This window comes from Aminivibrio pyruvatiphilus (genome assembly GCF_004366815.1).
In the GTDB taxonomy this organism is placed as follows: domain Bacteria; phylum Synergistota; class Synergistia; order Synergistales; family Aminobacteriaceae; genus Aminivibrio; species Aminivibrio pyruvatiphilus.
Genome location: NZ_SORI01000004.1, coordinates 178,640 through 195,707, shown reverse-complemented (window position 1 = coordinate 195,707; position 17,068 = coordinate 178,640). Strand labels below are relative to the sequence as shown.

The following is a 17,068-nucleotide window of genomic DNA, read 5'->3' as shown; positions in this document are numbered from 1 at the left end:
TGAAAACGATGCCCATACGTGTTGTACTTGCCGATGACCACCCTTTGACGAGGGCGGGGATTTCCGCCTACCTGGCCCAGGAGAGTTCAGTCGAACTGGTCGGAGAGGCGGAAGACGGGCACGAGGCATGGAGACTGATCGACGAGCTTCGGCCTGACGTGGCCCTTCTTGATATCCGCATGCCCGGTGAAGACGGTGTCGCCGTGGCCAGGAAGGTGAAAGAGTCGTCCCTTCCGGTTTCTGTGGTCATGCTCACTTCCTACGACGCCCAGCAGTATGTTCTGGCATCGCTCAGGGCCGGAGCACGGGGATTCATTCTCAAGACCGCCACGCCCGAAGAAATTTCCAGGGCCATTTCCACCGTTGCCAAGGGAGGCTTCTACCTTGACTCGGAAGTGGCCTCCGCTGTCGGTGAAAGAGAGTTCGCCCCAGAAGCCCTTTCGGCCAGGGAAAGAGAAGTCCTCATACTCGCCTCGAAGGGGCTGTCGAGCAAGGAGGTCGCTGCCCGGCTGTTTATCAGCGAGCGGACCGTACAAACCCACCTTGCCTCCATCTACGACAAACTGGGGGCGAAAAACAAGACTGAAGCCCTTCTCCTGGCGCTGAAGTACGGCGTCGTAACCCTCGAGGAATTGCTTGAATGAGGCGTCACCTCCTCCTGATCATAACCTTCGCTATCCTTCTGCCTGCTCTTGCGGTGCTCCTGGTCTCAGGTTTCGGCCTGATGCAGCACGAATGGGCCATGGAGTCGGTGGCCCGCTCCTATGTACAGGACATGGCGGAAAACGTGGCCTCAAGGCTCGCCGGAATAGAGACCAGGAAATGGGGGAGTGAGCTCACGTCTATAGAAATACGGAGGTTCAGGGTCTTCACCTGGGGGCCGTCCCTTCCAGGATGGGTTGCAGTGGTCGCAGCTGACGGAAGAATCCTTTTCTCCTCTCCGGGAGCAGACAATCTTGCAGCCATCTGGCGGCCGAACATTCCGATCGGCCGTGCAGTGGAGATAAAAGACAGGGAGGGCAATCTTTATACCATCGCGGTGAACCCCGTAAGCGGCGGAGACCGGTACGTCATCGCCGCAGTGGCTTGGGATCAGCTCCTCGGACCCCTGGTGCGGGTAGGGCGCCTCTGGCCCATCCTGATCCTTCTCATGGCGGTCGGCATTCTTCTTGCCCTGTGGGCCCTATGGAAATGGCTCATCGTTCCTCTCAGGGACCTCGTGGAGGAGATCGAAACCCTCCGGTGGGGCAAAGATCTGCCCGCTCTTCCCGACCCTGTGGCGGTCAGCGAAATCGGAAGTCTGAGAACCGTCCTTTACAGACTTGCAAGGACCGCCGTGGAACGAACCCTCCTGAGGAACAGGTACGTGAATGACATCGTGCGGGTCCAGGAGGGGGAAAAATCCCGCATAGCCAGAGAGCTTCATGACGGCCCCATCCAGAACATCACCGCCATGATCCAGCAGATCCGCCTGTCCCGAATGGCGGGGAACGGCGAAGGAATGCACCGCCACCTTGCCATTGCCGAAGAGACTGCCCAGGTCGTTGTCAGGGAACTGAGGGAAATGTGCGATGAACTTTCCCCCCCATGGATCGACCTCGGCCTTGAGCAGGCGATGACGGAACTGGCCAACCGCCTGGCCCGGCATTACAATATTTTTATCTCCATGGATGTGGATGATTCGGTGGAACTGGGAAGAGAACGGCTGCTCTCCCTGTTCAGGATATTTCAGGAAGGGGTTTCCAATGCTGTCCGGCATGGGCAGGCGACGGAAATGCGGGCTGAGGTATTCCGGAAGGGGGAGGCCGTTGTCTTCGAGTTTCATGACAACGGGAAAGGATTTGAGCCCGACATGAATTATGAAACGCTTCGGGTGGAAGGACACAGAGGGCTCGCCAACATGCTTGAGCGCATGATGCTCGTCGGAGGAAGGCTTGAAGTGGAATCCGTTCCCGGAAATGGTGCCCTCGTGCGGTGTGTCATGCCCGATATACCTGAAGCAGCGGCGGTGTGACCGGAAAACCAACGGACGCAGCGCTCTTTTCGCAAAAAAGGAGGAATTTTCGATGTTGCTGAAAGTCATCGGCGCCGCCGGAGAAGTGACCGGATCCAGTTATCTTATAGAGTGCGGAGCAAGCAGGGTACTCGTAGACTGCGGCATTTTCCAGGGAAAGGACGACGAAAGGAAAAACAGCGAATCCTTTCCATTCGCTGCCGGAAGCCTTGACGCAGTCCTTCTCACCCATGCCCACATGGACCATTCGGGCAGGATTCCTCTCCTGGTAAAGGAAGGCTTCAAGGGGAAAGTGTTCGCCACCCTTCCCACCCTCGAACTGGTGAAAGTGCTCTGGTATGATTCCGCCAATCTTATGAAGGAAGAAGCGGAATGGAAGACAAAAAAGAATTCCAGGAAGGGGCTCGACCCCGTGGAGCCTCTCTACAGCGCGGAACATGTGGACCAGGCCATACGGCACCTTGCCGCCTCCAGCTATGACGACAGGATAAAAGTGGCTCCAGGCGTGTCCGTCCGGTTTCGGGATGCGGGGCACATTCTCGGGAGCGCTATCCTCGAAGTTTGGCTTGCAGAAGACGAAAAGGAAGTCAAAATCGTCTTCAGCGGGGACCTTGGCCCCCAGGAAACGGTCATGGAACGAAACCCGGCGATCATTACGGACGCTGACTACGTGGTCATGGAATCCACCTACGGCGACAGGCTCCACAGGAGCAATGCCGAAAGCCGGGAGGAATTCCGGGAAGTCTTCACCAAGGTGCTGAAAAGCAAGGGGAAGGTGTTTATTCCAAGTTTCGTTGTGGACAGGGCCCAGAGAGTCCTGTACGAACTTTCCCTTCTCAAGGACGAGGGGATTCTGGGCGAAACTGTCCCCATATTCTTTGATTCCCCCATGGGTGTCAAAGCGACGGAAATCTACAGAAAGCACATGAACCTCCTTTCTTCGGAGATCCAGCAGTATGTGAGCGAAGGAAAAGATCCGTTTTCCCCCGGAAAACTGAAATATGTCACCAGCGTCGATGATTCCAGGGCCATCAACGAAGTGCGGCACGGCGTGGTCGTTGCCGGCAGCGGAATGGTCAACGGAGGACGGATCGTCCACCATCTGAAGCACGGCATCTGGGACCCCAAAAACCATATTGTTTTTGTCGGCTACCAGGCCAGGGGTACCCTCGGCCGCAGGATCGTCGAAGGAGAGAAAAATATCCGCATCGCAGGCGAGGACGTGGCGGTCAAGGCGGAAATACACACCATCAACGGCTTTTCGGCCCACGCAGACCGGGACGACCTCCTCGCCTGGGCGGCGAACTTTACCACGTCACCCTTCTTCCTCATCACCCACGGCGAACCTGAATCCTCTCTCGCCTTCTCACAGACACTTGAAAAGGCGGGGATGAAATCTGCCGTTCCTTCGGCCGGGCAGGAAATCCAGCTCGAACCCAACGGAGCCGCCAAAGCGGTGAAACTTCCCGAACAGCCCGTGCTTCTCAGGGGTGAGGAAGTTCCGTCAGTTCTCACCGAGATTCTGACCCTGGCTTCCGGCCTGAGGGAATCAGCTCCCGGCAAGGAAGATGAAGACATTCTTCCCCTGCTGCAGTCCTCCAGGATTCTTCTTGAAACGGCCAGGAGGAAAATGTCGGCCAAAAAGGTGTAGCCTTGTCCGGTCTGAAGATGGCTGATAGACGCAGAGAGGCCAATACATGATACGGCGGGCAGTTGCTTTTCTAGGGGCTCTCGCCCTGGCTGCAATGCTCTTTTCCCTTGCCGGAAGCGTGCCCGAAGGTAAAAAACTGCCTGCGGCAATTCCCCTGCCCGGCGAGGGGGTTCCTTTCCTGTTCATCGAAGCCCGGGGGGATAGTTTTTCATCATTGCCGCCGACATCACTTCCCGGGGAATCAGGGAAAGCCGCTCCGGTTCTCAGGGGACTGCGGAGCCTTTTCCCTTTTCTTGCGAAAGCGGAAGATACGGCTGTGCTTTTTTCCCTGGAACGGGGACGCCTCCTGGTTGACGGTGTGCTCCGTTTCAGCGGGGAGGAATCGGAAAGCATCGCCCGGGGAACACTCCCTGAAAGCTGGAACTCCCCGCTGAAAGGTGCGGAAGTATCCGGCGATATTGCCGGGCTTTTCGAGCTGAAGGGCGGACCGTCCCCTCTTTTCCCCCTGTACTTCTGCGGGAGGGATGGCGTGACGCTCGTCGGGTCCGCGCCCGAAAGGGTACATGCCATGATCGCTCTCCTTGAAAAGGGTACCGGAGGGATGAATGTTTCCTGGTCCGTGGAAAAACGGTGGCCCAATCATTTTCTGTTCTTCGACGGCGGGCTTGCCTCTCATTTTGCTTCGGAAGAGGGCATTCCCGTCGAACCGGGAGGGATTTCGGTGACGGCAGCCTGGAGGGGTGACCGTTCAGGGGGCCGGCTGAAATGGGAAACCGACGGTCTGGAGATTTTTTCAAGCCCCGGAATGCCGGCCAAAATTTCCCCTGTAACCTGGGACGACAGGTTTCTTGCGCCTGAACCCTTTATAGCATCCTTTGGAATCAGCCTGCCGGAAATACCGGCACCTCTCTTCAGAAAGGCCGGCGCTGGTGAATGGAGCCTTTCGGAAACAGTCGGCATCGGAGGGAAAGAGCTGAATGAACTCTCGGCCGGGCCCGTAATGGCCTCTCTGGCCGGAACAGGAAAACTGCTAGTCTTCTCTCTGCCGGGGATCCTCTTTCAGCTCCCGGGGAGGGGGAGTGCCGGAACGGATTTTGCAAATTCCTTCTGGAACCGGGAGTGGAGTTCCCTTGTCCCGGCTGTGGAAAAACTTGAAGGATTTCCCGAGGGAGGAACCGCTTCCATACCTTTCTCCATTGTGTGCGCGGGGAATCAGGAAATGCTCAGGATCGGGGTTATTGACCGGGACCATCTGAAACCCGAAAAGAAAAAGAAAATCACCGACTTCGTTCCCCTGATGAAGGAAGGAAAACGGGCTGTTTTCTGGGCTTTCCTCGACGGGCCCGCTCTTGCGGAAGCCATACGGAGCCTGGCAAGGACGGGGAAGATCGTTGAAAAAATGGGGCGGAGCGCGGGCGTGAATATGAAAACGGTGCTCCGGGCATCGGAAGTGCTTGAAAAAGCGGGGACACTGACAGTAATCATGCCCTCCCCGGGAGAAGGCATCCTCGAATGGACGAAAAGCCCGTCATCAGCGGAGGGCAAACGATAGAAACCCGACCGGGGGCATTCAGACCGGGAGCGGGGATACGATCAGGAGGGAGTACTATGTTTTCAGACGCGCTACAGGTCCTCAGGGAAAGGGGACACATTGAATGGTGCAGCAATGATGAAGAGCTCGGGGCCTTATTCCGCCGGGAGATGGTCACCGCCTACGTCGGGTTTGACCCTACGGCGGACAGCCTCCACGTGGGTCACCTGATCCCCATAATGGCCCTCGCATGGATTCAGAGATGCGGCCACAGGCCCATACCCCTCGCGGGCATGGGAACGGGACTCATCGGTGACCCTTCCGGAAAAAGCAAGGAGAGAAACCTGCTGACCATTGAAAAAGTGAAGGAAAATCTTGAAGGAGTGAAAAAGCAGCTCGCCTCTTTTCTCGATTTCGACTGCGGGGCAAACTCCGCTCTCCTGATCAACAATTACGACTGGCTCGGAAAGCTCACTTTCCTGGAAGTCCTCCGGGATGTGGGGAAGCACTTCTCGGTCAACTCCATGATTGCAAGGGAATACGTCAGGAGCCGTCTTGAAGATCCGGAGAAAAGCATTTCCTACACGGAATTCTCCTACGTTCTGCTCCAGGCCTACGATTTCCTCCATCTTTTCTCGAACTTCAGCTGCAGGCTCCAGATGGGCGGAAACGACCAGCAGGGCAACATCATTTCCGGTGTGGATCTGATCCGGAAAAAAACAGGGGGAGAAGCCTTCGGGGCAACCCAGCCCCTTCTTCTTACGTCTTCCGGAACAAAATTCGGAAAGACGGAAGAAGGTGCCGTGTGGCTTGACCCTGCCAGGACTTCGCCCTACAAGTTCTACCAGTTCTGGATGAATGTGGAGGACCAGTCGGTGGAAAAGCTGCTGAAGCTTTTCACGTTCCTGCCTCTCGACGAAATTTCCGGAATCATGGCCCTTCACGAAAAATCTCCGGAGCGCCGGGAAGCCCAGAGACGCCTGGCCTACGAAGTTACCACCATTGTTCATGGCGCCGAAAGCGCGGAAACGGTGAAGAAGGCCAGTTCGATCCTCTTCGGGGATTCCTTCGAGCCCAGGGAACTGTCTGACGAAATGCTCCGGACCCTATCGGCGGAAGTCCCCACGGGGGAGGCTTCAAGAGAGTTTTCTCTTCCCCTGGTGGATCTTCTGGCGTCCGCTGGCGCCTGTCCTTCGAAAAGCGAAGCCCGCCGCCTGATCAAGGGAGGCGGACTCTACGTAAACGGCGAACGGGAGTCAGACGAGAGCCGCCCGGTGAAAGAAGAAGACGTGCTGGGCGACCGGTATCTCTTTCTCCGGCTGGGGAAAAAACGATTTTTTATGGTTCTTTTCCGGTAAACCGTCACGGCAGGGGGGAATGAAAATGGCGAAGATCGAATGCTGCTGGTACATCGGAGGATCCCTCCTGCCCTGGGAAGCTTCAGTTGCGGGAACGCTTGCCAGGGCGCTGATCCGAAGCGGGGCGATTCTTCATGCCTATTCGGGGGCGGGAACGGATCTCCTGAACATTCCCGGACTTCTCTCATGGCATTCCATGCACACCATGGAGCGGGCAGCGGCGGCCGGTACAAAGGGAAGGCTGTGGCATCTGTGGGGAACCCCTCCCTCCTGGTGGGGCTTGGTCCGGCTCAGGGCCAGAACCGTCCACACCCGCTTTTCCCTTAAAACAGAATGGAAAGGTCATCCCACAGTGCTCTCAGCCACCGAGTGCTCCGGGGGGGAAACCTATATTCCCCCCGCTTTCGAGATCAAGGTGAACTGGGGAGGAGAAACCCAGGGACAAGCTTCTCCCGGGGACGAATCCCTTTTGTGCCTTTTCGCGGGAGAGACCTCCGGAGAAAGTGACTATTCTTCCCTTCTCACAAATATGGGGGCGGACTTCCGTCTCCTCGGCCGGGGAGGAGAAGAGGCCATGCAGTACCTCTCTTCGGGCAGGACCATGCTCCTCGTGGAAAACCCGGTTCCCTCTCTTGCCCTTCTTTCTGCGAACGGCGCCCTTATGGGCGTCCCGACGGCAGCCCCCCGGTCGCCCGTCATGGATGAACTCCTCGGGAAGGACGGCTATGTCCATCTTGATCCTGACGCAGGAATCGAAGAAAAACGAAGGACTGTCACCCTGCTCGCCGGCGAAGGGGGACGGGCCGCTTCAGCTGCCGCCCGGCGCCATGTGTCCGAGCAGTTCACTCCTGAAAAGGGTGCGAAGAAGCTGGAAAACCTGTACCTTTCCCTCTCCGGGGGAGAACGGTGAAAGGTAGGGCCGCCGTACTCGACTGTATAAGGAAATGGATCAGGCCGGGCTGGCGTGCCACGGCGGTGGCATCCTTTTTTTCCGGAGGTCTCAGGCTCATCCGCCCGAGACGGAAGGTGGCTCTCGAAAACCTCCGGCTGGCCTTTCCGGACTCCGAAGAAACATGGAGAAAGGAAACGGTACGAAAATGTTACCGGCACATCTCCTGGATGGTGGCCGAATATCTCTCCCTTGTCTCGGACCCCGCCAGGGTTCACTCATGGGTTGTGGAAACCGAGGGGAAAGAAATCCTCGACAATCTCCGTGACTCCGGCAGGGGAGCCATAATCCTGACCGGCCACGTGGGAAACTGGGAACTCCTGGCGGGATGGCTCGCCCAGTCGGGCTATCCCCTGACGGCAGTGGTCCGGAACCCGGACGACCCGAATCTCTCCGAACTGATTGAAACCTACCGGGCTGCGCTCGGAGTGGGAACCATCGAGAAGCATTTTATAATGAAGGATGCGGTCCGCTTCGCGAAACGGGGAGGATTTCTCGGTCTTCTTCCTGACCAGGCATGGAATTCCACCGGTGTGCACGGCCCCTTTTTCGGCCGGATGTGCTATACGGCGGGAGGCCCGGCAGCCATAGCTCACATGGCAGGGGTACCCGTCGTTCCGGTGGTGTCCTACAGGCTTGCCCCCTTCCGGCACAGGGTGGTCATCTCCCCACCGGTTCCCATGGCGGAAGGTACCGACAGGAACAGCGCCATTCAGGAAAACACGCTCCGCATGAACAGGGCAATTGAAGAAATGATCCGCCCTTTCCCTGAACAGTGGCTCTGGCTTCACAGGCGGTGGAAGTAAAATGCCCGGACAGAAATAGGAATGAAGCCTGCGAAACTAGTCCTGTTCCGTATTTTTCCCTTGATACTCCGATCTTTTGATGCTACTCTAATACAAAACATCAGAAGAGGAGGGGATGGTCATGATATTCGAGCTCATGTCGCGAGGAAACATCGCTCGCCTTCCTGACGGCATGACTGTTGACGGCCTGCCCGATGGGCCGTTTCAGAGGGTCCTCCTTCTTCTCCCCTACAACAGGTATCTCGTGGGTTCCGCGACCATGAAGAACTATGAACGCTGGACACTGGGGAAGCTCTGCACGGACGAATCCACGGAAGTCTTTCTATACGAGGGGAAGCCGAAGACCCTTTTGCTCGGCGAAGTGGAGAAGGTGACCATTTCCGCCGATGTCGTTTCTCAGCTGAAAGCATGCCTTTCAGGGCAAATGCCTCCTCCGGGCGAACACATGCCTTCGGCTCTTATTCTCAGGGGGCTCATCGGGGAGGAACACCTTCTGGGAGAGGGAGAATTTCTTCAGAATGAAGAAGCCTTCTATGATGTTCTGGAAAAAGACGGCACGGCGAAGATGGCGTACTGGGCCATTCGGCTTGCTCTTTTCAGGAATGATTATGAAGCCGTCTCCAGGGTCAAGACCTGGATGAAGAGCGCGGCGGATGTATTCGAGGGCGTAACCCAGCCGCCGAAGATCTGGTTTTCCCTGACAGATCTCCCCGGAAAAAAGGATATCGAGGAGATGGAAGGGCTTGCGTTCTCCCTTGACGACCTGCAAAGGATGAACTCCCAGTCCTCCCGGCCGGTGGTGCTGTACAGCAAGTCCGGGTACCTCATCCTTTCCGATTTCGGCGGAGAAGGCCCTGATTCTGCTTTCCGCATATGGATGTTCCTTCCCATTGCCCTCTGGAATGAAATGCGGGAACGGAGAAAGCTTTCCATCCGGGAGATTGTCATGGCCTCCTGGGGATACCTTGACGGCCTGGGTGCGGAAAAGGAAAGAACACGGTACGCCCAGCGGACTGCGGCACAGGGAACGAGAATGTTGTAAAAAAACAGGAGAGAGGCTTTCAAGCCTCTCTCCTGTTTTTTGCACCGGCTTCGGGAAAGCTCTTCCTTTCAGCTGACTTTCCATTTCTTTTCCACGTATTGAAGAGAGAAACTCGTAACGCTCGTAAGAACCAGGTAAATTATTCCCACCACGATGAATGTCTCGAAGGAAGCATAGGTGACGCTTCTCACCTGCTGGCCCACCATGGTCAGTTCCGTTATGGCAAGGGTGGACAGCAGGGAAGACTCCTTTATGAGTGTGACGAATTCGTTCCCTATGGCGGGGAGCATGTTCCTGATGGCCTGGGGAAGGATGATGAAGCGCATGGTCTTCAGGTACGAAAGACCCAGCACCTTGGAGGCCTCCCATTGCCCCTTCGGTACAGCCTCGATTCCTCCCCGGACAATCTCGCCCACGTATCCCGAAGAATTGATGGAAAGGCCGATTATACCGGCGGTAAAGGCCGGCAGATTCAGGCCGAGGGAGGGGAGTCCGAAATAAATAAGGAAGAGCTGGATCAGAAGGGGCGTACCCCGGATAATATAAATATAGGTAGCTGCTATGGACCTGACCGGCGCCAGGGGAACCACCCTGAGGGCGCCGACGAAAATGCCCAGCAGGGCCCCGAACAATACCGAAAGGAAGGATGCCTGTATAGTCACCTTCGCTCCGGTAAGCAGCATGTGGAGATAGGGGACGATGGCGGAAAAATCAAGCGTCATGCCGGCATGCCTCCTTTTCATCTCCTTCGGTAAGCTCTTTCCCGAAGTGGACGAGCATTCTCTGGAGAAAGAGCTGGGTCCGGGGAAGTTCCGGGCAGGAGAAGATCTTTTTCGGGTGTCCCTGCTCGACGATATTGCCTTCGGCCATAAAGAGCACCCTGTCGGATACTTCCTTGGCGAACATCATCTCGTGGGTGATGATCATCATGGTCATTCCTGAATCGACGAGTCCGGCGATAACATCGAGCACTTCACCCACGAGCTCGGGGTCGAGAGCGCTGGTCGGCTCGTCGAACAGCATGATTTTGGGATTCATTGCCAGGGCCCTGGCAATGGCCACCCTCTGGCACTGGCCTCCCGAGAGTTCGCTCGGCCGTGAGTTTCTCTTTTCTTCCAGTCCCACCCTTTTCAGAAGGGCCATGGCGTTCTCCGACGCTTCCTCCCTGGAAAGGCCGAGAATGCGGATGGGGCTCAGCGTGAGGTTATCGAGGACCGATAGATGGGGGAAGAGATTGAACTGCTGGAAAATCATGCCCACCAGGCGGGCGATATCACGGTTTGAATGGCTGGAACCGTCGGTCCGCTTCCCGTAAAGATAAATCTCTCCGGCGTTGATTTTTTCCAGTCTGCATATGCACCGCGCCAGGGTGCTTTTCCCCGAGCCGCTGGGACCGATAACGGAAACAACTTCCCCTTCCCTTACAGAAAGAGAAATGTCCCGTAAAACGGACAGGCTGCCGAAAGATTTATGAAGACCCCGCACTTCAATTGCGGGCAGAGAAGCGGAAGAATCTGAAGGGATAGTTTCGTTGTTTGACACACCCGTCACCTCCTGTTTAACTGGAACATTATAACGCAACCGGAGGGAACGTCAAAGAAAAAACCGCCCCTGGGGGCGGCTGTTTCTACTGATCGTACCGGGACTTATAGGTATCGTGATTCAGGTCTGACATCTGGTTGTTGAAAGTATCGGAAGAATCGTCCCGGGATGCGCCTTTGCTGCCTTTCAGTTCGAGCGTCGTCTTTTCCATGATGCATCTCCTTTGCTGCAGGATAAAGATTTAAAAATGGTCCGTACCAAAGATGAAGAAATTATAGCACATGGTCCGTACTGTGCAAGGGGTATTGCCAACATTTTTCGTTTGCCTCACAATAAAAGCAGGATCCGGAAAAGGGGGACGTCCTTATGGAAACAGTAAAGCTTGGTGCTGCAACGGAGTACATTCCGGGAAGAGTCAACGTGGGACTCTATCTGGCCGATGAGGGGGTCTGGCTCGTTGACAGCGGTCTTGATGACGAGGCGGGAAGAAAAATAGCACGCTTGCTCGAGGAGAGGAACATTCCCCTCCGGAGAATTGTGACGACCCATTCCAATGCGGACCACTGCGGAGGAAACGCGTTCCTGAGAAAGAGGACAGGCTGTTCGGTGGCGGCGACGGAACTTGAATCGGTGGTCATGGAAAACCCGTTCCTCGAACCTCTTCTGCTCTGGTCGGCCTTCCCCTTTGCGGAGCTGGGAAACAAGTTCCTCCAGGCAAAACCGTCGGAAGTGGACATGGTCATCGGAAACAGGGGAATCTTTGATGAGTCGGGGCTGGAAGCCGTCCCGCTGCCGGGGCATTTTCTCGACATGATAGGCCTCCGGACTCCCGATGATGTCCTTTTCGTGGCTGACTCCGTCTTCTCGGCCGAGCTTATCGAAAAATACGCCGTCATGTTCGTCCTGGATGTGGGAGCGGCCCTGGAAACCATCGACCGGCTGACCGGGACAGAAGCCGCCTGGTTTGTTCCAAGTCACGCACCCGCCACTGAGAATATTCTCCCTCTTGCCGAGGCCAACCGTAAGGGGCTGCTTCGGGTGAGCGAGGCGGTTCTTGACTGCTGCGGAGAGCCGGCAAGCAGGGAGGAAATACTCAAATGTCTTGCGGACCGTTTTTCCCTTTCCATGTCGGTGAGTGAATACGTTCTCAACAGCGCTGCCGTAGGGGCTCATCTTTCATGGCTGAGGAAGCGGGGAGAGGTCGCCCCTGTTGTGGAGAAGGGAGTTCTGCTCTGGCGCAAAACTCCCTGAAAAGAGGTTATATTCCCAGCACCCTGATCCAGAAGGGAAGGGTGATTGCCGAAAGGACGGTTGTCACGGCAATCACTTCCCCCGCATACTGGTCGTCCATTCCCATTCCCTGGGCAACCACGAGAGAATTCACCGCCACAGGCATGGCGCACACGAAGACCACCACTTTCACCATTATGGGGTCCACAGGCCATAGAAGAAAGAACGCCCACACCACAGCAGGCTGAACCACAAGCTTGATCAGCGTATCCCTCCATGTTTTCCTGAGCATGGAGGGAACCGACCGGAAAGAAAGCCCCGCTCCCACGGCAAGGAGTGCCATGCCCGTCCCGATATCGCCCAATACTTTCAGGGTGACATCCACCGGGCGGGGGAATTCGTTCACCCCTGCCAGGGAGAAGCCGATTCCTGCGAAGCAGGCGATCACCATGGGGTTGGCGGCGAGTTTCCTGGCCGAGTTGAGAATGGACCTCGGAGATATTCCCCCGGAGAGGACAATCTGGGAGGCAGCGATGGAAATCATGTGGTAGCCTACAAGGCTCATGGCGAAATACAGGGAGAGGCTCTCGAGTCCCTGTGAACCCAAGGCTATTGAAACAGCGGGAATGCCCATGAAAACCTGGTTCGACCGCATGGAGACCAGTGCGGAAATGGCAAGCCGGTTTCTTTCCTCGCCGGCAAGCCTCCCTGCGGCCCAGGCAATAAGGGGCATGATAAGATAGCCTGCGTGGACCGCGGGCAGAAGGTTCAGGTTCCCCGCAGCCGTAAGGTCCGCCCTGGCCGTGAGCCGGATGAGAAGAGCTGGGATGGAAAGCCAGTAGAGTATCTTGTTGTTTTCCCTGAACGTGCTCCTGGGGATGATGCCGAACTCGGTGAAAACCCACCCGATAAGGATGACAGCGGCAATGGGGGAGATGATGGCAATTTCATTCATGAAATAAGCTCCTTTTGCCCTTCATCGGGCTTCTTCTTGTCAGTGAATTGATGCCGGTCAATTATAATACAGTCTCAGGCTCCGGGGCACAAATAGAGTGTACACAAAGGAGGATCGTATATGCAAATTTCACCTGTCATTTTTCGCGAATATGATATCCGCGGCGTCGCTGATACGGATCTTTCCGACCCGGTGGTGGAAGCCGTAGGAAAGGCCTTCGGCACCTGGCTCCGCCGCCGCGGCGTGGACAAGGTTTCCGTCGGAGGAGACGTCAGGCTCTCCACGGCAAGAATAGAGAAGGCTGCGGTGCGCGGCCTTACCTGGGCCGGGCTTGACGTGGTCAGGCTCGGGACGGTAACCACGCCTATTCTCTACTGGAGCATACCGGGACTTTCCCTCGGGGGAGGGGTAATGATAACCGGGAGCCACAATCCAAAAGACATGAACGGGCTCAAGCTTGCCTATGGAACCTCCACCCTCTATGGCGACGAAATTCGGGAGATACTCCGGATGATTCTTGAGGACGACCTTCAGAAAGGTTCCCCTGAAGGCAGGGTGGAAACAGCCGATATTTCCGGCAGGTACCTGGAGATGCTGCGGTCGAAGATCTCCCTGGGTCCCAGGAAACTCAAGGTTGTGGCCGACAGCGGAAACGGAACCGCCGGCCTTCATGTCCGCTCCTTTCTCGAGTCCCTGGGGTGTTCGGTGGTTTCGCTTTTTGAAAAGCCGGACGGTACATTTCCGAACCACCACCCCGATCCGCAGAAAAGGGAGAACCTCGTTTCGCTCATGGAAACCGTCGTCAGGGAAAAGGCCGACCTGGGCATCGCCTTCGACGGCGACGCCGACAGGCTGGGAGTGGTGGACGAACGGGGAGAGATGATCTGGGGGGATATCCTCATGGCTCTTTTCTGGGAGGAGATCCTTCCGAAGCACCCGGGAGCGGAAGCCATAGTTGAGGTTAAATGCTCCCAGTCCCTTGTGGATGAAATTCTCAGGCTTGGAGGAAAGCCGCTGTTCTGGAAGTCGGGGCACTCCCTCATCAAGGCGAAGATGAAGGAGATCGGCGCCGTCTTCGCCGGTGAACTGTCAGGCCATTTTTTCTTCGCGGACGAGTATTACGGTTTTGACGACTCTTTCTATGCGGCGGGAAGGCTCCTGCGGATGCTTTCCCACGGCACGGAGAGCCTTTCGGCCATGGTTTCCCATGTCCCCGTCTACCTGAGCACGGCGGAAATAAGGATCGACTGCGCCGACGAAGAAAAATTCGAAGTGGTGAATGCGATCCGTGACAAGGCGCTGCACGATCATGAAGCCATCACTGTGGACGGGGTGCGGATACTCTACCCGGCGGGATGGGGCCTGATCAGGGCCTCGAACACCCAGCCCGTGATCGTTACCCGGTGTGAAGGCAGAACCGGAAAGGCCCTTGAAGAAATCGGGGCCGACATAAAAAGAAGGCTCCTCGCGGAAGGACTGCCCGATTTCGAGTGGACCTTCTGAAGGAAAGCAGGGAACGGGAGATCGTCAGATCTCCCGGATTCCCTCAAGGGCGATTCCGTTCTGGAGGGTACGGTACACCCTCTGGACATGAGCGGTCATGAGCCTGGTTACCTTGTCCAGGTCCCTTACGACGATGGCGTCGTACACGTCTTCGTGTTCTCTCAGGAAAATCTCCTTATCGTCGAGGAGCGCGTAGATTCGTTCGTGAGTGGCCATGATGAGGTTGAAGGTCATCTTCACGATATTGACGAAGATGAAGTTGTGGGTGGACTCGGCAAGGACAAGGTGGAAATCGTAGTCGCACTGGGCGCGGTGTTCCAGGGATTCCACGTCTTTTCCCGTTTTTGTGAGGATCCGCCTGATCCTCGTCAGGTCGGAAGGCGACGCATGCTTGGCAGCCTCCACCGCGATGGCGGGTTCAAGAACGAGCCTGGCCTCCACCAGTTCCAGGATCGCCTCGTCCTGAAGAGGCACCTTTCCTGTGCTGCTCCCCTCACCCCTTGACCTGCGCACGAAACGCCCCTTCCCGGGGATGCTTTCGATAAAGCCCATCATTTCCAGTATCCGGAACCCCTCCCTGAGTGAACTCCTGCTCACGTTGAGTTCCTCGATGAGCTGCCGTTCCGGAGGAAGGGCCGATCCCTGGGGCAGGATTCCATCGGCGATCATTTTTTTTACCGTTTCAACGACCTGATCGTAAATCTTCGTTTTTCCTCTTCCGTTCTCCATGGGTTTCTCCTCACCGTGTAATAGGCTGATAGGAATATGATAAGATACAGCATAATCTACTTTATTCATCAAGGCAACATCCTTTTTCCCAACCGAGAGGAGGAGTCTTCATGGCGTTTACCGTCCATGTGAAACACGGGCCCGTGTTTTCCAGCGACGTTCCCGTCACTGGCAAAGCAGTTCTCTCCGAAAGCCGCCCCGAAGGTGGCGACACTGTCGTAGCCTGGAGAGTGAATAATTATCTCAGATCCCTGGACTGGGTCATCGAAGACTCGGCTGAGGTCGAGTTCATCGATACCTCGTCTTTTGAAGGAATGGAAGTGTACCGGCGGTCCCTCAGCTTTCTGCTGGTGCTAGCCTGCAGGAAAGCTCTGGGCCGAAACATTGTCCTCAGGCATTCCATCAGTGAAGGGTATTACTGGGAGGACCAGGAAGGACCTCTTTCCGGGGATGATCTCCAGGCCATAAAAACAATGATGGCAGACCTGATATCCAAAGATCTTCCCTTCGTCAGGAAAGTCGTCTCCCTTGACAAAGCCCGGAAGATTTTCGAACGGCAGGGGAGCTGCGAAGTCGCGAGGCTCTTCAAATGGGCAGGGGTCGACCCGGTGGAACTGTACCGGTGCGCCGATATATACGGCTATTACTACGCGCCCCTCGCCCCGTCCACGGGCTATCTGAAGCTTTTCGATCTCAAGCCTCTCGGTCCCGGGATGGTGCTCCAGTTCCCGACGATCAACTATCCTTCCGCCCTTCCTCCTTTCCGGGCCTCGAAGAACCTTTCTTCGGTGTTCCTGGACTACGCGCGGTGGCTTGAAGTACTCGACCTTCGGAACATGGACAGCCTCCACAAAAAAGTTGCTGAGGGCAAGGCTCTCGAGGTCATTCTCATCTCCGAGGCTTTCCATGCCCGAAATCTCGGAAGAATTGCGGAGGAAATTTCTTCCAGGCCTAAGGTCAAGGTTGTCGCCATAGCCGGCCCCTCGGGCTCGGGGAAGACCACCCTGTCGGAGCGGCTGAAGATCCAGCTCCAGGTCTGCGGTAAAAATCCCGTCACCCTGGCGATGGACAACTATTTCGTTGACCGTGAGAACACCCCGAGGGACGGGGAGGGCAACTACGATTTCGAGGTTATCGAAGCCCTGGAACTCGAGCTTCTCGAAGACCACCTGAGGCGCCTTCTCGCCGGCGAGGAGGTCGTTCTTCCCCAGTTCGACTTCATCGAAGGCAAAAAATTTCCCGGAAAGAAGGTCCGCCTCCAGCCAAGGGATATTCTCATCATGGAGGGCATTCACGGCCTTAACGACCGGATTACCGACGTCATACCGAAAGAGGAGCGCTACGGAATTTTCGTATCCCCCCTGACCGGGGTCTACCTGGACGACCACAACAGGACGAGCACCACCGACAACCGGCTTCTGAGAAGGCTTGTCCGGGATTCCAGAACCCGGGGGCATTCGGCGGAATCGACCCTCACCATCTGGCCCAAAGTCATCAGGGGAGCCATGAAATACGTCTTCCCCTACCAGAAACGGGCGGATATCATGTTCAATTCATCCCTTCCCTACGAACTCTCGGCGCTCCGGGCCTACGTCGACCCTGTTCTTCACACCGTTCCGGAAGGGTCTCCCGTCTACGGAGATGCCCAGCGGCTTCTTTCCATGCTCCGGTTTATTCCCATGATTCCGTCCGAAAACATTCCCAACAATTCCATAATCAGGGAGTTCATCGGCGGAACCTGCTTCGACGTATAGCGGG

General features: G+C 56.3%; 16 protein-coding genes. 11 read left to right on the top strand and 5 right to left on the bottom strand.

Annotated elements, in window-relative coordinates:
- Positions 1–8: 8 nt before the first annotated feature.
- From C8D99_RS05020 to C8D99_RS04985, 8 genes are all read left to right on the top strand, one after another.
- Positions 9–644 (top strand): response regulator transcription factor, encoded by a 636-nt coding sequence (locus C8D99_RS05020; RefSeq protein WP_133957023.1) that lies wholly within the window; start codon positions 9–11, stop codon positions 642–644.
- A complete protein-coding gene (locus tag C8D99_RS05015; RefSeq protein ID WP_133957022.1) occupies positions 641–2,014 on the top strand; it encodes a sensor histidine kinase in 1,374 nt (457 codons plus the stop codon). Before C8D99_RS05020 ends, C8D99_RS05015 begins: the two co-directional genes overlap by 4 nt.
- A gap of 52 nt (positions 2,015–2,066) precedes the next feature.
- Complete coding sequence (locus C8D99_RS05010; protein ID WP_133957021.1) at positions 2,067–3,665, top strand: MBL fold metallo-hydrolase RNA specificity domain-containing protein; 1,599 nt, start codon at positions 2,067–2,069, stop codon at positions 3,663–3,665.
- Positions 3,666–3,711: 46 nt separating this feature from the next.
- The gene (locus C8D99_RS05005) at positions 3,712–5,217 is read left to right on the top strand and encodes a hypothetical protein (RefSeq protein ID WP_133957020.1); all 1,506 of its coding nucleotides are present in this window, start codon (positions 3,712–3,714) and stop codon (positions 5,215–5,217) included.
- A gap of 56 nt (positions 5,218–5,273) precedes the next feature.
- Entirely contained in the window at positions 5,274–6,554 is a 1,281-nt protein-coding gene (tyrS, locus tag C8D99_RS05000; protein ID WP_133957019.1) for a tyrosine--tRNA ligase, read from the top strand.
- 25 nt (positions 6,555–6,579) lie between these two features.
- Positions 6,580–7,464, top strand: coding sequence for a hypothetical protein (locus tag C8D99_RS04995; protein ID WP_133957018.1), 885 nt, complete (start codon positions 6,580–6,582; stop codon positions 7,462–7,464).
- A complete protein-coding gene (locus C8D99_RS04990) occupies positions 7,461–8,309 on the top strand; it encodes a lysophospholipid acyltransferase family protein (protein ID WP_133957017.1) in 849 nt (282 codons plus the stop codon). The genes C8D99_RS04995 and C8D99_RS04990 overlap by 4 nt, the downstream gene beginning before the upstream one ends.
- 121 nt (positions 8,310–8,430) lie before the next feature.
- Complete coding sequence (locus C8D99_RS04985; protein ID WP_133957016.1) at positions 8,431–9,351, top strand: hypothetical protein; 921 nt, start codon at positions 8,431–8,433, stop codon at positions 9,349–9,351.
- Positions 9,352–9,419: 68 nt separating this feature from the next.
- On the opposite strand, the gene C8D99_RS04980 is transcribed toward C8D99_RS04985, so the two are convergent.
- From C8D99_RS04980 to C8D99_RS15645, 3 genes are all read right to left on the bottom strand, one after another.
- Entirely contained in the window at positions 9,420–10,073 is a 654-nt protein-coding gene (locus C8D99_RS04980) for an amino acid ABC transporter permease (protein WP_133957015.1), read from the bottom strand.
- Positions 10,063–10,893: an amino acid ABC transporter ATP-binding protein gene (locus C8D99_RS04975; protein ID WP_274542667.1), complete on the bottom strand. Its 831-nt coding sequence runs from the start codon at positions 10,891–10,893 to the stop codon at positions 10,063–10,065. The genes C8D99_RS04980 and C8D99_RS04975 overlap by 11 nt, the downstream gene beginning before the upstream one ends.
- A gap of 85 nt (positions 10,894–10,978) precedes the next feature.
- The gene (locus C8D99_RS15645; protein WP_274542666.1) at positions 10,979–11,104 is read right to left on the bottom strand and encodes a hypothetical protein; all 126 of its coding nucleotides are present in this window, start codon (positions 11,102–11,104) and stop codon (positions 10,979–10,981) included.
- 155 nt (positions 11,105–11,259) lie between these two features.
- Between C8D99_RS15645 and C8D99_RS04970 the strand changes: the two genes are divergently transcribed.
- On the top strand, positions 11,260–12,144 hold the full coding sequence (locus tag C8D99_RS04970; RefSeq protein ID WP_133957014.1) for an MBL fold metallo-hydrolase: 885 nt from the start codon (positions 11,260–11,262) through the stop codon (positions 12,142–12,144).
- A 7-nt stretch (positions 12,145–12,151) separates the two neighbouring features.
- Here the strand turns inward: C8D99_RS04970 and C8D99_RS04965 are convergent, their stop codons facing one another.
- The gene (locus C8D99_RS04965) at positions 12,152–13,078 is read right to left on the bottom strand and encodes an AEC family transporter (RefSeq protein ID WP_133957013.1); all 927 of its coding nucleotides are present in this window, start codon (positions 13,076–13,078) and stop codon (positions 12,152–12,154) included.
- Between the two features lie 120 nt (positions 13,079–13,198).
- Between C8D99_RS04965 and C8D99_RS04960 the strand changes: the two genes are divergently transcribed.
- The gene (locus tag C8D99_RS04960; RefSeq protein WP_133957012.1) at positions 13,199–14,581 is read left to right on the top strand and encodes a phosphomannomutase/phosphoglucomutase; all 1,383 of its coding nucleotides are present in this window, start codon (positions 13,199–13,201) and stop codon (positions 14,579–14,581) included.
- A 24-nt stretch (positions 14,582–14,605) separates the two neighbouring features.
- On the opposite strand, the gene C8D99_RS04955 is transcribed toward C8D99_RS04960, so the two are convergent.
- Positions 14,606–15,310, bottom strand: a complete 705-nt coding sequence (locus C8D99_RS04955) for a FadR/GntR family transcriptional regulator (RefSeq protein ID WP_133957011.1) — start codon at positions 15,308–15,310, stop codon at positions 14,606–14,608.
- A 110-nt stretch (positions 15,311–15,420) separates the two neighbouring features.
- On the opposite strand from C8D99_RS04955, the gene C8D99_RS04950 reads away from it, so the two are divergent.
- Positions 15,421–17,064 (top strand): nucleoside kinase, encoded by a 1,644-nt coding sequence (locus C8D99_RS04950; protein ID WP_133957009.1) that lies wholly within the window; start codon positions 15,421–15,423, stop codon positions 17,062–17,064.
- Positions 17,065–17,068: the final 4 nt, after the last annotated feature.

Coding starts and splice junctions, on each gene's coding strand:
- C8D99_RS05020 (WP_133957023.1), top strand. CDS start 9: ATGCCCATACGTGTTGTACTTGCCGATGACCACCCTTTGACGAGGGCG.
- C8D99_RS05015 (WP_133957022.1), top strand. CDS start 641: ATGAGGCGTCACCTCCTCCTGATCATAACCTTCGCTATCCTTCTGCCT.
- C8D99_RS05010 (WP_133957021.1), top strand. CDS start 2,067: ATGTTGCTGAAAGTCATCGGCGCCGCCGGAGAAGTGACCGGATCCAGT.
- C8D99_RS05005 (WP_133957020.1), top strand. CDS start 3,712: ATGATACGGCGGGCAGTTGCTTTTCTAGGGGCTCTCGCCCTGGCTGCA.
- tyrS (WP_133957019.1), top strand. CDS start 5,274: ATGTTTTCAGACGCGCTACAGGTCCTCAGGGAAAGGGGACACATTGAA.
- C8D99_RS04995 (WP_133957018.1), top strand. CDS start 6,580: ATGGCGAAGATCGAATGCTGCTGGTACATCGGAGGATCCCTCCTGCCC.
- C8D99_RS04985 (WP_133957016.1), top strand. CDS start 8,431: ATGATATTCGAGCTCATGTCGCGAGGAAACATCGCTCGCCTTCCTGAC.
- C8D99_RS04980 (WP_133957015.1), bottom strand. CDS start 10,073: ATGACGCTTGATTTTTCCGCCATCGTCCCCTATCTCCACATGCTGCTT.
- C8D99_RS15645 (WP_274542666.1), bottom strand. CDS start 11,104: ATGGAAAAGACGACGCTCGAACTGAAAGGCAGCAAAGGCGCATCCCGG.
- C8D99_RS04970 (WP_133957014.1), top strand. CDS start 11,260: ATGGAAACAGTAAAGCTTGGTGCTGCAACGGAGTACATTCCGGGAAGA.
- C8D99_RS04965 (WP_133957013.1), bottom strand. CDS start 13,078: ATGAATGAAATTGCCATCATCTCCCCCATTGCCGCTGTCATCCTTATC.
- C8D99_RS04960 (WP_133957012.1), top strand. CDS start 13,199: ATGCAAATTTCACCTGTCATTTTTCGCGAATATGATATCCGCGGCGTC.
- C8D99_RS04955 (WP_133957011.1), bottom strand. CDS start 15,310: ATGGAGAACGGAAGAGGAAAAACGAAGATTTACGATCAGGTCGTTGAA.
- C8D99_RS04950 (WP_133957009.1), top strand. CDS start 15,421: ATGGCGTTTACCGTCCATGTGAAACACGGGCCCGTGTTTTCCAGCGAC.